The organism is Shewanella sp. SM21 (genome assembly GCF_025654335.1).
In the GTDB taxonomy this organism is placed as follows: domain Bacteria; phylum Pseudomonadota; class Gammaproteobacteria; order Enterobacterales; family Shewanellaceae; genus Shewanella; species Shewanella oncorhynchi.
Window position 1 is genome coordinate 44290 of sequence record NZ_JAKKRL010000006.1, and the last position, 13769, is coordinate 58058.

General features: G+C 47.1%; 14 protein-coding genes. 3 read left to right on the forward strand and 11 right to left on the reverse strand.

Features of this window, described 5'->3' with window-relative positions:
• Positions 1 to 80: 80 nt before the first annotated feature.
• Positions 81 to 1526 carry a 16S rRNA (cytosine(1407)-C(5))-methyltransferase RsmF gene (gene rsmF, locus L5L94_RS09185; RefSeq protein WP_263162739.1) on the forward strand — a complete coding sequence of 482 codons (1446 nt, stop codon included), beginning with the start codon at positions 81 to 83 and terminating at the stop codon, positions 1524 to 1526.
• Between the two features lie 241 nt (positions 1527 to 1767).
• Here the strand turns inward: rsmF and L5L94_RS09190 are convergent, their stop codons facing one another.
• The 9 genes from L5L94_RS09190 to apbC all read right to left on the reverse strand — a co-directional run bounded on the left by L5L94_RS09190 (position 1768) and on the right by apbC (position 8849).
• Complete coding sequence (locus L5L94_RS09190; protein ID WP_131523337.1) at positions 1768 to 2556, reverse strand: TatD family hydrolase; 789 nt, start codon at positions 2554 to 2556, stop codon at positions 1768 to 1770.
• Positions 2557 to 2689: 133 nt separating this feature from the next.
• Complete coding sequence (locus tag L5L94_RS09195; RefSeq protein ID WP_028759752.1) at positions 2690 to 3016, reverse strand: PilZ domain-containing protein; 327 nt, start codon at positions 3014 to 3016, stop codon at positions 2690 to 2692.
• 6 nt (positions 3017 to 3022) lie between these two features.
• Positions 3023 to 3979 carry a DNA polymerase III subunit delta' gene (gene holB / locus L5L94_RS09200; RefSeq protein ID WP_263162743.1) on the reverse strand — a complete coding sequence of 319 codons (957 nt, stop codon included), beginning with the start codon at positions 3977 to 3979 and terminating at the stop codon, positions 3023 to 3025.
• Positions 3973 to 4599 carry a dTMP kinase gene (gene tmk, locus L5L94_RS09205; RefSeq protein WP_028759750.1) on the reverse strand — a complete coding sequence of 209 codons (627 nt, stop codon included), beginning with the start codon at positions 4597 to 4599 and terminating at the stop codon, positions 3973 to 3975. Before tmk ends, holB begins: the two co-directional genes overlap by 7 nt.
• A 22-nt stretch (positions 4600 to 4621) precedes the next feature.
• The gene (gene mltG, locus L5L94_RS09210) at positions 4622 to 5659 is read right to left on the reverse strand and encodes an endolytic transglycosylase MltG (RefSeq protein WP_263162745.1); all 1038 of its coding nucleotides are present in this window, start codon (positions 5657 to 5659) and stop codon (positions 4622 to 4624) included.
• Positions 5656 to 6465 (reverse strand): aminodeoxychorismate lyase, encoded by an 810-nt coding sequence (gene pabC, locus L5L94_RS09215; protein ID WP_263162748.1) that lies wholly within the window; start codon positions 6463 to 6465, stop codon positions 5656 to 5658. The genes mltG and pabC overlap by 4 nt, the downstream gene beginning before the upstream one ends.
• 5 nt (positions 6466 to 6470) lie before the next feature.
• Positions 6471 to 7052, reverse strand: coding sequence for a dCTP deaminase (gene dcd / locus L5L94_RS09220; RefSeq protein ID WP_263162751.1), 582 nt, complete (start codon positions 7050 to 7052; stop codon positions 6471 to 6473).
• Between the two features lie 31 nt (positions 7053 to 7083).
• The gene (udk, locus tag L5L94_RS09225; protein ID WP_028759746.1) at positions 7084 to 7722 is read right to left on the reverse strand and encodes a uridine kinase; all 639 of its coding nucleotides are present in this window, start codon (positions 7720 to 7722) and stop codon (positions 7084 to 7086) included.
• Between the two features lie 11 nt (positions 7723 to 7733).
• Positions 7734 to 8849, reverse strand: coding sequence for an iron-sulfur cluster carrier protein ApbC (gene apbC / locus L5L94_RS09230; RefSeq protein WP_006081927.1), 1116 nt, complete (start codon positions 8847 to 8849; stop codon positions 7734 to 7736).
• 160 nt (positions 8850 to 9009) lie between these two features.
• On the opposite strand from apbC, the gene metG reads away from it, so the two are divergent.
• Together metG and L5L94_RS09240 are read left to right on the forward strand one after the other, a co-directional pair.
• Positions 9010 to 11079, forward strand: coding sequence for a methionine--tRNA ligase (gene metG, locus L5L94_RS09235; protein WP_263162756.1), 2070 nt, complete (start codon positions 9010 to 9012; stop codon positions 11077 to 11079).
• A 271-nt stretch (positions 11080 to 11350) separates the two neighbouring features.
• Complete coding sequence (locus L5L94_RS09240; protein ID WP_263162761.1) at positions 11351 to 12307, forward strand: AEC family transporter; 957 nt, start codon at positions 11351 to 11353, stop codon at positions 12305 to 12307.
• 156 nt (positions 12308 to 12463) lie between these two features.
• On the opposite strand, the gene L5L94_RS09245 is transcribed toward L5L94_RS09240, so the two are convergent.
• Positions 12464 to 13216 (reverse strand): Nif3-like dinuclear metal center hexameric protein, encoded by a 753-nt coding sequence (locus tag L5L94_RS09245; RefSeq protein ID WP_263162763.1) that lies wholly within the window; start codon positions 13214 to 13216, stop codon positions 12464 to 12466.
• A gap of 70 nt (positions 13217 to 13286) precedes the next feature.
• A complete protein-coding gene (locus tag L5L94_RS09250; protein ID WP_028759742.1) occupies positions 13287 to 13757 on the reverse strand; it encodes a glycine zipper 2TM domain-containing protein in 471 nt (156 codons plus the stop codon).
• Between the last annotated feature and the right edge of the window lie 12 nt (positions 13758 to 13769).

The window sequence follows — 13769 nt, forward strand, 5'->3', positions numbered from 1 at the left end:
AATCTCAGACCCAATAAGGGATTATGATATACTCGCACCAGTTGATACACAGTCTATTTTCCTATGGTTCAATGAAATCAATGGTCCAATTAAATCAAATTTTTATCGATACAATCACCCAAGAACTCCCCGCCCATTTATCCATGGACGAGTTTATTGCCGCCTGCGACAGGCCGCTTAGACGTTCAATTCGGGTCAATACCTTAAAAATCAGCAGTGACGACTTTAAGACCTTGATGCAACCTAAGGGCTGGACGTTCGATCCTATTCCTTGGTGTGAAGACGGATTTTGGATCAGTTACGACGAAGAAGAACAGCTCGGCAATGCCTTAGAGCACATTCAGGGTCTATTCTACATTCAAGAAGCCAGCTCTATGTTGCCGCCGACCGCACTATTTACGCCTAGTGCAAAGTGGCAGTGCGTACTCGATCTCGCCTCCGCACCCGGTTCAAAAACCACTCAAATGGCCGCATTAATGCAAAACCAAGGCTTATTGGTGGCTAATGAGTATTCGGCGAGCCGCGTGAAAGTATTGCACGCCAATGTGCTGCGCATGGGTGCGAGCCACTGCGCCCTCACTCATTTCGATGGCCGTGTATTTGGCGAATACCTGTACGAAAGTTTTGATGCCGTGCTTATCGATGCGCCCTGTGGCGGTGAAGGCACAGTGCGTAAAGACGCCGATGCACTAAAACACTGGAGCCTAGACGATGTGCTGGCGATTAGCGAAACCCAAAAAGCCTTAATCGAATCGGCGTTTCTCGCCCTGAAACCCGGCGGCAGTTTGGTCTACTCAACCTGCACCTTAAACCGCCTCGAAAACCAAGGCGTGTGCGAGTATTTAAAGCAAGTCTACGGCGATGCGGTGCAATTTGAATCCTTAAGCGATTTATTTGATGGCGCAGATCGAGCTACAACGCCCGAAGGCTTCTTACATGTCTGGCCACAGATTTACGACAGTGAAGGTTTCTTTGTCGCTAAATTGACAAAAACCGCCTCAGTGCCGCGTTTACAGCCTGAGCCTAAACTGCAGAAAAACTTCCCCTTCACGCCCGCATCAGCGAAACAAGCCCAAGGGATCAAAGACTATTTTCAGCAGGATTTAGGCATCAGCTTACCGGACGAACTCATCATGGTTCGCGATGATGAATTCTGGCTATTCCCGCATGAATTCAACGCTTTTATCGGCCGTATGCGCTTTCAGCGTATTGGCATTAAACTCGCCGATAACAGTAAACACGGCTTTAAAGTCCGCCATGAAGCGATTATTGCATTAGCAGGAAAACAGCTCAGCCCAACCGCAAAAACGGTCGATGTGAGCGATGTTGAAGCGAAAGAGTATTTGATGGGGCGAGATATTGCCCTAAACACCGCAGTGAAAGCTCAAGGTGAAGTGATCGTCTGTTATGGCGGTGCACCATTAGGGATGGCGAAACATTTAGGCAATAAGTTAAAAAACAACCTACCCAGAGACTTAGTGAAAGATAAAGTGTTACTGCTACCAGAACAGACGAAATCGTTATAATTTCGCTGTTTTTTAGCGATAAATAACCTAAAAAAGGGGGAAAGTGAGCGCGACTATAAGACAAAAGCTCGACTACACTGAGTCTATTGTAAAGCGCACTGCATGGCGCTTTCACCTGTAGCGCACGGCTCTTCAATGAGCCATTCCCCTAGGCCCAAACAGCTTTAATCGTTTTGGGCCTTTTTTATGCCTGTACGCTAACAATCACGCAATCGCATAAAGTGATTCAAAGCACTTGCTGCTAACGGCCAACTAAACGCGCTGCATCTTTGAATAAATTAAAGAAGTTATTGCTGGTGTATTCAGCAAGATCTTCATAACGCTCACCTCTAAGCTCTGCCACAAACTCAGCCACATCACGCACATAGGCAGGCTGATTCTCTTGTCCACGGTGTGGGATCGGCGCCAAATAAGGCGAATCAGTTTCAACTAGCAGACGATCCTGAGGCACTTTGCGAATAACGGTTCGCAGATCACCCGCATTTTTAAAAGTGACTATGCCTGAAACCGAAATATAAAAGCCGAGATCAATCGCCGCTTTCGCCATCTCCCAGTTCTCGGTAAAGCAATGCAGCACGCCGCCAACGTTATCCGCGTTGCCCTGCTTAAGCATATTGATCGTATCTTCACGTGCATCACGGGTATGGACAATTAAAGGTTTATTCACTTCTACCGCAAGGGCAATCTGCTGCTCAAAACATTGCTGTTGCAACAGCTTAGTGTCGTCGGCATAAAAATAATCTAACCCCGTTTCACCAATCGCGACCACTTTAGGATCGGTGGCAAAGCGGCGGATTTGCTCAACATCGAGGCCTTCTTTAACGTCTAATGGATGCACACCTGATGACAAAAATACCTGTTCGAAGGCTGCAACTTTATCTCGCATCGATTCAAATCCTTGCTGGCGTACATTCACGCACAACATATAGTCCACGCCACGGGCTTTAGCATTAGCAAGAATCTGTTCTAAGGTTTGTTGATCAGGCGCCGCTTTGAGGCGATCGAGATGGCAGTGTGAATCAATAAGCACAAGGATTTCCAAGCAGAGTAACAAAGGACGACAAGGATACCCAGCCAAGAGATCGAGGTCAAATTCAACAGAAGTAAATAGCCAGTTTAGGCAGTGAACAAACGTTTAAACCAGATCAATAATGCAGGCTAAGCTACATAGTGCAGGTTAGATCGCCGGAGGCGAGTTCGCGGGACAGTAACTTTTCGATATGGTGTTTATGGCTATCTGGCTCAGAAATAATTTTAATGCCAATCCCCACAGGGCGGCCACCCGACGCTCCTAAGGGATTAATCCACACCACAACACCACGAAATTCATTAGTGAGGGTTGCGCCGGGTAAACGATACGCAATCGTCAGCGGTTGGCCAAGATAATGACTTTCACTGGTCGCAATAAATAATCCTGCCGGCTTAATAAAAGGCATATAGGCACGATATAACTGATGTAAGGTATCAAAATTAACGACGAGATCTACCATGGCATATTACTTATTTGTTATCTCTCTATATTCTAAGACATAACTTTGACACAGGGCCAGATAATTGACGCTCGGCATTGTGCTTAAGCTATGACACATTCCCATGATCTTAGCCGCCAAATTCCCGAGCTGCGCATGAACAAACGCATCTTGATGGCTATTTTTCAGTAAAACCTGTCGTATAAGTAGGTACAAAACCTTAAGAACATCAATTATTTGTTGTTCACTTATTATTAACAAACTAGCACACAGATGACCAGACGACAAACTTTGTGCCCAATCTTTGCGAAATTGTAGCAAAGATTGATACCGACTCTGTTGGCTACCCTCAGACCGCAAGCTCTCAGCCAACTTTAACGGCCCACCCACCACACTCAAACACCAAGTTACATCCTCTTGAATACCACATCGCTGGGCAAGCCAGTTTTTGATGACCTCTCGACTCGGAACGACAAAAGGAATGCGTTGACAACGACTGCTAACCGTCGCCATCAAACGTGCAGGCGTATCCGACTGCAAAATCAGTAAGGTGTCTTTACCAGGCTCCTCAAGGGTTTTAAGGAGTGCGTTCGCGGCAGCGGAGTTAAGACGCTCGCTGTGGTGGATAATCGCTACACGCCTGCCACTTTGCTGTGCAGTGGCCGTCAGACGCGTACACAGCTCACGAATTTGATCGACTTTAATTTGATTGCCATCGGCGGCGATATGATAAAAATCAGGATGATTGCCCGCATCATAGAGCTGACAAGACTTACAAAAACCGCACGCTCCCACAGGCGTTGGCTGCACACACATAGCCGCGCGCGCCATAAACACACTCAGCAACTCACCGCCATAGGCTGAATCAATGCCAACGAGTTGTGCGTGAGGTATTTTTTGACGCGCTAATTGAGCTAAAAATGCCTGTCTTGGCCCTTCGAGCCAAGGTAATTGCTCAGCCGTAAATCCGGACTCGGCTACCATACCATCGCCTGAAGCACAGCTAAGATATCTTTGTGCACTTCGGCCATAGTTTGGCTCGCGTCTATAACCACAATACTGTCATCTTCGCTGGCAAGTTTGAGATACGTAGCGCGTGCGCGCTCAAAGAAATCAATCGCTTGTTGCTCAATTCTATCAAGTTCACCACGTTTAGCTGCACGGGTAAGCCCAAGCTTAGGATCTAAATCTAAGTACAAAGTAAGATCGGGTTTAAATCCCTTTAGTGTTGCAGTGCTCACCGCTTCCACTAACGGCATTAACCCTCTGCCACCACCTTGATAAGCTAATGACGATAGATTGTGTCTATCACCCAATACCCATTGTCCTTGCGCAAGCGCGGGCTTTATGACATTAGCAACTAACTGAGCTCTGGCAGCATAAATGAGTAAACACTCGGCCTCATCACACAGGGGATCATTCGCATCAGCAATCTTAACTAAATCACGGATACGTTCGGCCAATGGTGTACCGCCCGGTTCGCGGGTGCAAATCGGCGCTTTACCCGTATGTTTTTCAATAAAGTCGCGAATAAGGTTAATCGCACTCGACTTACCTGCGCCTTCTAAACCTTCAATAACGATAAATTTTGCAAAAACTGACATTGGATTTTCTTTCTCTGCATTTTTACTTTGGTGATTTTTCTGGCGTCGCTGGTTTTATCTTACGCTGATAGACGTCTACGGCGTGATTGTGTTCTTCAAGCGTGGTTGAAAACACATGGGTGCCATCGTTGCGCGATACAAAATAAAGGTAACTCACACTGGCGGGCTTAGACACGGCCATCAATGAGGCTTTACTCGGTGCAGCTATCGGCGTTGGCGGCAATCCAAAGATGCGATAAGTATTAAAAGGCGTCTCTTCGACTAAATCTTTGCGGGTGATATTGCCCTTATAGCGATCGCCCATACCGTAAATAACCGTCGGATCGGTTTGCAGACGCATACCTAGGTTAAGACGATTAACAAATACACCGGCGATTTGCTCACGCTCATGGGCTTGGCCGGTTTCCTTTTCAACTATCGATGCCAAAATCAGCATTTCATAGGGCGATTTTAACGGTAAATTAGGCGCCCGTTCCGCCCACGCTTTGGCAAGCTCCTGCTCCATCATTTTATAGCTTTGAGTCAGCATGACTTTAGCATCCGCCTCGGCGGTATAATGATAAGTGTCGGGGAAGAATTTCCCCTCAGGCAAACCAGAATCATCGCCTTGTGTCATCAATACTGCTGCAAATGCTTCTGGTGACATTTGTAAATGTGGAGCACTGGTAAGTTGTTGTTCCCATTCCACAATAGTTTTACCTTCAACTAAGGTCAAACTGAAGGTTTTTACTTTGCCGGCAATCAAATCATTGAGTAAATCAGTAATCGTTTGTGAAGGTGATATTTCATAAAGTCCCGTGCGAATTTTGGCAAGCTCAGGACGAAACTTAAGTAGCCACTTGAGTTTCCACGTATCTTGAATAACGCCGTCATCGGCAAGTTGCTGCGCCAGTTGATTTACACTGGTGCCACGTTCAACCTTCAACTCTTTAGGCTCGCTGAGACTCAGCGGCGTTTGACTGTATTCGACAACTGTTTGATAGCCCCAAAAGGCACCCAAACAGACTAAGGTTAGCAAGGTCAACAGGGTTGAACTGGCGATAATAATGATTTTTTTCATAGAGTGAGTGAAAGTGTCTGTCTAAGTTGCGCGGTAATCGGAGCACGGGTGAACTTGAGCGAGTCTATCGCCAGTACATCCACAATCCCTAAAACGCTGTTAGTGATAAACGCTGAGTCAAATTCGATTAAACGCTCGGCGCCAACGGGCAAACATTCGATATTCATGTTCTGTTCAAGCAAGGCCAACATTATCTGTTCGCGCATCACACCCGCCACGCCACACAGGGCTAATGAAGGCGTGATAATGCGATTATCTTTGATAAAAAACACATTCGCCATCGAAGATTCAATCACATTCTCCTCGATATCTTTGACTAACCAGTCATCAAATCCCTGCGGTAAAGAGTGTGATTTAATCAAAACTTGTTCGAGTCGATTTAAATGCTTCATCCCTGCCAACATCGGCTGCAAACCCAATCGTACCGACGAAGTTTTAAGGCTAATACCCTGTTGCTGCCACTGAGCATAATGGCCGGGGATAGTATGAACTGAGACGATTTCGGTAGGATTAACCGTTTCTGGCGGTGTATAGCCACGGCCACCAGCACCACGGGAAACGATTAACTTAATGCAATGATGAGGATATTCAATGGCTAAGGTATTCAGTTGCTGTTGCAATGCTTCACTCATTTGCCATTGAAATCCAAGCCTTGCGGCGCCTGCGGTTAAACGGGCTTGATGGGCTTCAAAAAACATAATCCCCTCAGCGTCCGTTCGCATCGTTGCAAACAGACCATCACCGTAGGCAAGCCCTCGATCAGAAGGGTCGACACTTGCCTGCGATGCGCCATTCACCCAGAACACGCGTGTTAGTCCTGACTGATACGGCTAGCCACCGCTTCTTGCTGATCTTTGTACTTGGCACTCTTACGGGTGTTATAAGGACGTGCAACCGCATGATTTAAGCGTTCAAAGTTAAGCGCACCTATAGTCATGCGTGGACGCAAAGCTAAAGGCAACTTACCGCTGTTATAAAACTCGAGCACAATTTTACCCTGCCAACCCGGATCGATACGGTGCGCCGTTACGTGTACCATCAGCCCTAAACGCGCTAGAGACGAACGGCCATCAAGCCAACCGACGATATCAGCAGGTAAAGTTACGCTCTCGTAAGTCACAGCCAAAGCCAATTCACCAGGATGCAAGAAAAATGCTTCGCCATCGGGGATTTCGATAATCTCACTCATCACCCGATCAAGCGCAACTTGCATCTCAGCACTTGGACCACTCAAGTCGATAAAAGGCGCGGTATGATCTTTAAAGACGCGAAACTGTCCACCTAAGCGCACATCAACACTGACGCCTGAAATAGCTTCTATGCCTGGGCGAGGTTCTATTACGATAGTGCCGTTATCAAGGGCCTGTTCAATTTCGATATCGGTTAAGCGCATCTTGCCTATTACTCCTTGAGTTTTTATGTCGTTATTTTGCCAGTAAATGTTGGATACGAGTCTTTAAAATATCGGTCGCAATACGATTTTTGCCGCCACGGGGAACGATAATATCGGCGTATTGTTTTGAGGGTTCGATAAACTGTAAGAACATAGGACGCACGGTTTTCTTGTACTGTGAAATCACAGACTCCATAGTACGGCCCCGCTCGGCCACATCACGAGTTAAGCGACGTAGGAAACAAATGTCCAGCGGCGTGTCCATAAACACACTCGCGTCCATCAGGGCACGTAACTTAGGATCGGTCAGCAATAAGATACCTTCTAAAATGATCACTTTTTTCGGTGTCATCTTTAAGGTTTCTGCAGTGCGTGTATGTTCTGTATAGCTATAACAAGGGATATCAACAGCTTCGCCAGACTTGAGCAACTGTAAATGCGTGCACAGCAGTTGATGGTCCAGCGCTTTTGGATGATCGTAATTCGTTAATACCCGTTCATCCATGGATAAATGACTCTGATCGCGATAGTACGCGTCTTCATTAATTACCCCAATTTGATCTGTGCCTAAATCGCGGCGCAATTCGTCAAAAATCGTTTTGGCAATTAAACTTTTGCCCGATGCTGACGCGCCAGCAATTGCAATAATGACACACTGCTGAGAATTCATACCCTTAAACCTTACTCGTCATCTGAAACACTAATAGAAACTGTTTTCTGGCTTTGCTTTAAAGCCAGTTCTGCGCCCACTTTACGGGCAATTTCCCGATAAAGAGCTGCGACTTCACTGTCAGGTTCGGCAACGACGGTCGGCGCACCATTATCCATGGCTTCACGGATATTAATGTGCAGCGGCAAAGCGCCTAACAGTGGAACTTGATAGCGTTCAGCGATTTTACTGCCGCCGTGAGTTCCAAATGGATGTTCTTTATGACCACACTCAGGACATAAATGGAAACTCATGTTCTCGACAATACCCAGCACAGGAATGTTCACTTTCTGGAACATATTGATGCCCTTCTTGGCATCGGCCAGCGCGATATCCTGCGGTGTAGTCACGATAACAGCGCCGCTCACAGGGACTTTTTGCGATAACGTGAGCTGAATATCCCCTGTGCCTGGTGGCATATCAACGACTAAATAATCCAGTTCTGGCCATTGTGTTTCATTCAGTAACTGGGCCAACGCGCCCGCGGCCATTGGGCCACGCCACACGGCAGCTTCATCACCACTGAGCATAAAACCAATCGACTGCGCGGCAATACCATGGGCACTGGCGGCTGTCATATGTTTGCCATCGGGGGAAAGCGGTCTGAAATTAGGGATACCTAACATCATAGGCACTGACGGGCCGTAAATATCGGCATCGAGAATACCCACCTGCGCACCTTCGGCCGCTAATGCCAAAGCTAAGTTCACCGCTGTGGTTGACTTACCCACGCCGCCCTTACCTGAGGCTACGGCAATCACTTGCTTCACATTGGCAATCGGCGCAATAGAAGATAACGCTGAGTAGGCTTTAGGTTGAAAATCGATTTCACACTCGACTTCATCAATAGCATCGAGCACCGCTAACTTATTCGTCAGCGCCATGACAGTGTCGCGATACTGAGTCATACAAGGGTATGGATAGACTAAGCCAAGCTGCAAACGCTTACCTTCCAATGCCAGCTTATTTACGCATCCTGCGCTCACTAACCCTTTCGCGAGATACGGGTCAACAAATGAATCGAGAATAGCCAGAACTGGCCCGAGAAGATCGTCATTCAGACGATAATCAGTTTGAGTTGAAGACAAAAGAATTACCCCCACCAATAAATTTGCCCAAGTGTACCAGATAATGCAGAAAACATTAGCGCAGATTTAGCTCAATTGGCTCAGGTTTTGATGAAAATCATCCTGTAATCGGTTAGTATCTCTACCAATATTTTTGGCCCACCACGATATTTGAGACAAGATGGCAACTTCACAACGTAAAATTCTCGTGACCAGCGCACTTCCCTATGCAAACGGACCGATACATTTAGGTCACATGCTGGAATACATACAGACAGATATCTGGTCGCGTTATCAAAAGCTTCGTGGACATGAGTGCCACTATATTTGTGCCGATGACGCCCATGGCACGCCAATCATGCTTAAAGCACAGCAATTAGGCATAGCGCCAGAAGACATGATTGCCCAAGTGAACAAAGAACATCAGCAGGATTTTGCCGATTTCAATATCGCCTTCGATAACTATCACAGCACCCACAGCGATGAAAACCGCGTACTGGCAAGTGATATTTATCTCAAGCTACGTGCGAATGGCTATATCAAGAGCAAGAGTATTTCTCAGCTGTTCGATCCTGAGAAATCCATGTTCCTGCCAGACCGCTTCGTAAAAGGCACTTGTCCTAAGTGTAAGTCACCGGATCAATACGGCGATAACTGTGATGCCTGCGGCGCGACTTACAGCCCAACTGAGCTCATCAATCCAAAATCAGCGGTATCGGGTGCGACACCAGTGATGAAAGACACTGAGCACTTTTTCTTCGACCTGCCCGCCTTCGAAGGCATGCTAAAAGAGTGGACTCGCTCTGGTGCCCTGCAAGTCGAAATGGCCAATAAACTCGACGAATGGTTCGAGCAAGGATTGCAGCAATGGGATATCACCCGTGATGCACCGTATTTTGGTTTCGAAATTCCCGATGCGCCAGGCAAGTATTTCTACGTTTGGCTAGATGCGCCTATCGGTTATATGGGTTCGTTCAAAAACCTCTGTGACAAACGCCCTGAGCTGAGCTTTGAGGAATTCTGGGGCAAAGATTCAACCGCCGAGGTGTATCACTTCATCGGTAAAGACATAGTCTACTTCCACAGTCTGTTTTGGCCTGCCATGTTACACGGCTCAGGTTACCGCCAGCCAAACAGCGTCTATGCCCACGGCTATGTGACGGTCAACGGCGCTAAGATGTCAAAATCCAAAGGCACTTTCATCAAGGCGCGAACTTATTTAGATCATTTAGATCCTGAATATTTACGTTACTACTACGCCGCCAAACTCAGCAGCCGTATCGACGATTTAGATTTAAATCTCGAAGATTTCGCCCAGCGCGTGAATTCAGACTTAGTCGGTAAGCTAGTGAACTTAGCCTCGCGCACCGCAGGTTTTATCACTAAACGTTTCGATGGCAAGCTAGCGAAAATTAACGACACCACACTGACTGAGGCGTTTCTAGCCAAGCAAGAGGTGATTGCCGAATTTTACGAGTCGCGCGAATACGGCAAAGCAATGCGCGAAATCATGGCACTGGCGGATATTGCTAACGGTTTTGTAGCCGATGCTGCGCCTTGGCAAATGGTAAAACACGATGATCAACAGGAAGCGGCCCATCAAGTGTGTTCAAATGCCTTGAATCTATTCCGTATTCTAGTGACGTATCTCAAACCTGTATTGCCACGTTTAGCCCAAGATGTGGAAGCCTTTTTCCAACTACCGCTCACTTGGAGTGCATTGAACCAAGATTTAGCGGGTCATGAAATCGCGCCATTCAAAGCCATGATGCAACGTGTTGAGCTGGATAAAGTCAATGCTATGGTTGCCGACTCCAAGGATAACCTGCAAGTCACGGCCGATGCACCAAAGACGGCTGCGCCTGAAAAAACGGTTGAATCATCTAATGTCAGCAGTGAGCCTCTGGTTAACGATCCTATCAGTGAAACCATCAACTTTGATGATTTTGCGAAAATCGACCTGCGTATCGCTCGTATCGTGAAAGCCGAGCATGTTGCTGACGCAGACAAGTTACTGAAGTTGCAGCTCGACATAGGTGGCGAAACACGCCAAGTGTTTGCTGGGATCAAATCGGCCTATTCGCCAGAAGACCTTGAAGGCAAACTAACTGTGATGGTGGCTAACTTAGCACCACGTAAGATGCGTTTTGGCATGTCAGAAGGCATGGTTTTGGCCGCTGGCCCTGGTAGCAGCGATCTGTGGATTTTAGAACCCCATGAAGGCGCACAGCCTGGCATGCGGGTTAAGTAATCTGCGCTAGATAACGCTCGAAAAATCAATAAGGCCGCATTTTATGTGGCCTTATTTGTTGGTATCGATTGTTTGAGCCGATTCGTGGTCGCAAGTGTCACGCAGTCTTTTAAAAGACTGAGTTTAAGCCATTTAATTTTAACTGAGTGGTTTAAGAGACCGAGTTAAAACTCGTATTTCTATCGACAAGATATTCACGGCAATGTGACATTCATATCAGTGACAAGTCTAAAATCGACGCAGTGCTAAATGAATAATTCGAGGAGTCGTTATGGGAAATATCGTTGAGCAGTTGCTGTTTTCTGCCTCGATTACGGGTCCAATCTGTTTGATGTTAGCACTCGGTGTGATCCTAAAACGCACCCAAATCATCAATGAAAACTTTATTGATGTTGCATCAAAATTAGTCTTTAACGTGACGCTGCCAGCCTTGCTGTTCCTTAGCATTATTAGCTCCAATCACGATCTCGCCTCCAGTGCGCCCTTGATTGGCTATGGTTTAGTGGCCAATTTCCTGTTTTTTATACTCTCCACCTATGCAACTGGGCGGCTATTTCCCAAGCACAAAGACCAAGGTGTGATCATTCAAGGGGGATTTAGAGCCAATACCGCCATTATCGGCTTAGCTTACGTTTCCAACGCCTATGGGAGTTCTGGTGTTGCCTTAGCCGCGGTCTATGTTGCCTCGATGACGCTGCTGTATAACATTCAAGCGGTTATTTGCCTAAGCCCTAAAGGTGAAGAATCCAGCCAACGTGCATTTGGCGTGATCATCAAGACCATCACCAAAAACCCGTTGATCATTGCCATTATGGCAGGCATGTTGTTCTATTTGCTTGCTATTCCAATACCGAAAATGGTGCTCGATGCGGGCCAATACTTTGCCAATATGACCCTCCCACTAGCGCTACTGTGCACTGGCGGTTCGCTCGATATTGGTTCACTCAAACATGAAAAGCATTCAACTTGGTTCTCGACCGCATTGAAACTGATCTTTGCCCCGCTTTTTATCTCGATTGGGGCCTTGCTGTTGGGTTATCGAGGGATTGAGTTAGCAATGGTCTTTTTAATGAGTTCTGCGCCCACCGCAGCCGCAAGCTATGTGATGGCGCGCGCCATGGGTGGCAATGCGCCCCTTGCGGCCAATATTATTACGCTAACCACAGTCTGCTCGCTGATCACGTGCACCTTAGGCATCTTTGTATTGTCCACTTTTGGGCTGATCTAGCAGCTAAAGGCTAAGAGCTGATTGCACAAACGCTAGAGAAACGGATTTGAGTGACTATAAGTAATAATAAACCACAATAAAAAAGGCGAGCCATGCTCGCCTTTCGTTTAGGAATAAAACAGTTAGATGGTCATCATAAGCCGCTTTATGAATGGATTAGACCGGATTGGTGATATCCACAAAATGGTGCACGAGATCAAACTCGCGGGCGAGGTGACGGCCTAAGGCTTGAATGCCAAAACGTTCTGTCGCATGGTGCCCCGCCGCAAAATAATGTATGCCCTGCTCTACCGCACTATGGAACGTTCGCTCGGACACTTCACCACTGATAAACGCATCCACACCTAAACTCGCCGCAACATCGATATAATCCTGTGCGCCACCAGTACACCAAGCTACATGTTGGATCTTAGCATCGCGATCACCAATGTGCAGTGGGGCTCTGCCTAACGCATTCTCAAGAGTGTGAGAAAATTCGCTAGCACTGACTGCAAGATCAAGTTTTCCACGCCACAGTAGCCCCTGAGCCACCTCTTCGATGGCTTCTGCGTCGACGATCCCAAGCTGTCTCCCCAAAGTCGCGTTATTACCGAGCATTGGGTGGGCATCTAAGGGTAAATGATACCCAAACAAGCTAATATCATGCTTGAGCAGCGCCTTAATTCGGCGTTGTTTCATGCCTGTGATCACTTCAGGCTCATTCTTCCAAAAAAAGCCGTGATGAACCAATATCGCATCGGCGTTTAATCGAATCGCTTCATCGATCAAGGCCTGACACGCTGTCACGCCCGTGACTAAGGTGCGGATCTCATCCTTGCCTTCTACCTGCAGCCCATTGGGTGCGTAATCCTTAAAGGCCGACACATGTAAAAAATCGGCTAAATATTGGCTTAGTTCTGTCCGTGTCATTGCATTACCGTCCGTTACTCTAGATGACCATTTACTGAAGATGAGCACTTATTCAAGATGAGACAATCGCTTACATCGCGATATCAACACGCACGCCACCTTGCAGGTACACCACTCGAACTCTGTCACCCGCGTTAAACGTCATGCCAGCATCGTAATCTTGGATCACCATGACCTGAGTGCCATCTTCTTGATTGATCATCAGTTCCACCAGCTTAAACGATTGCACGCTAGTACCGCTGCCATAACGGTTACCGATCCCCCCACCAATCAAGGCACCTAAAATCGTCGCCACATCTCGACCCGAACCGCCACCAAACTGATTACCAATCACCCCACCCGCTAAGGCGCCGCCGAAGGTTTTCCAACCTTGATTACGGTCTTCAATTAACTGGGTTTCGGTGATATTACGTACCGAAGTGATATCGCCATAGAGTACTTTCTCAACTGGCACGGCTTGATTGCGATCATAGCCAGCATTAGCGGGACTGATGATAAAAGCAAAAATAAACATAAAGCTTGCTAGAGTAGGTTTCCACATATCTGAATTTCC

Bases quoted from the DNA above. Each gene is read 5' to 3' on its own strand.
- tmk (WP_028759750.1), bottom strand. From the start codon at position 4,599: ATGTCAGTTTTTGCAAAATTTATCGTTATTGAAGGTTTAGAAGGCGCA.
- L5L94_RS09195 (WP_028759752.1), bottom strand. From the start codon at position 3,016: ATGGTAGATCTCGTCGTTAATTTTGATACCTTACATCAGTTATATCGT.
- dcd (WP_263162751.1), bottom strand. From the start codon at position 7,052: ATGCGCTTAACCGATATCGAAATTGAACAGGCCCTTGATAACGGCACT.
- L5L94_RS09245 (WP_263162763.1), bottom strand. From the start codon at position 13,216: ATGACACGGACAGAACTAAGCCAATATTTAGCCGATTTTTTACATGTG.
- rsmF (WP_263162739.1), top strand. From the start codon at position 81: ATGGTCCAATTAAATCAAATTTTTATCGATACAATCACCCAAGAACTC.
- L5L94_RS09240 (WP_263162761.1), top strand. From the start codon at position 11,351: ATGGGAAATATCGTTGAGCAGTTGCTGTTTTCTGCCTCGATTACGGGT.
- udk (WP_028759746.1), bottom strand. From the start codon at position 7,722: ATGAATTCTCAGCAGTGTGTCATTATTGCAATTGCTGGCGCGTCAGCA.
- metG (WP_263162756.1), top strand. From the start codon at position 9,010: ATGGCAACTTCACAACGTAAAATTCTCGTGACCAGCGCACTTCCCTAT.
- holB (WP_263162743.1), bottom strand. From the start codon at position 3,979: ATGGTAGCCGAGTCCGGATTTACGGCTGAGCAATTACCTTGGCTCGAA.
- mltG (WP_263162745.1), bottom strand. From the start codon at position 5,659: ATGAAAAAAATCATTATTATCGCCAGTTCAACCCTGTTGACCTTGCTA.
- L5L94_RS09250 (WP_028759742.1), bottom strand. From the start codon at position 13,757: ATGTGGAAACCTACTCTAGCAAGCTTTATGTTTATTTTTGCTTTTATC.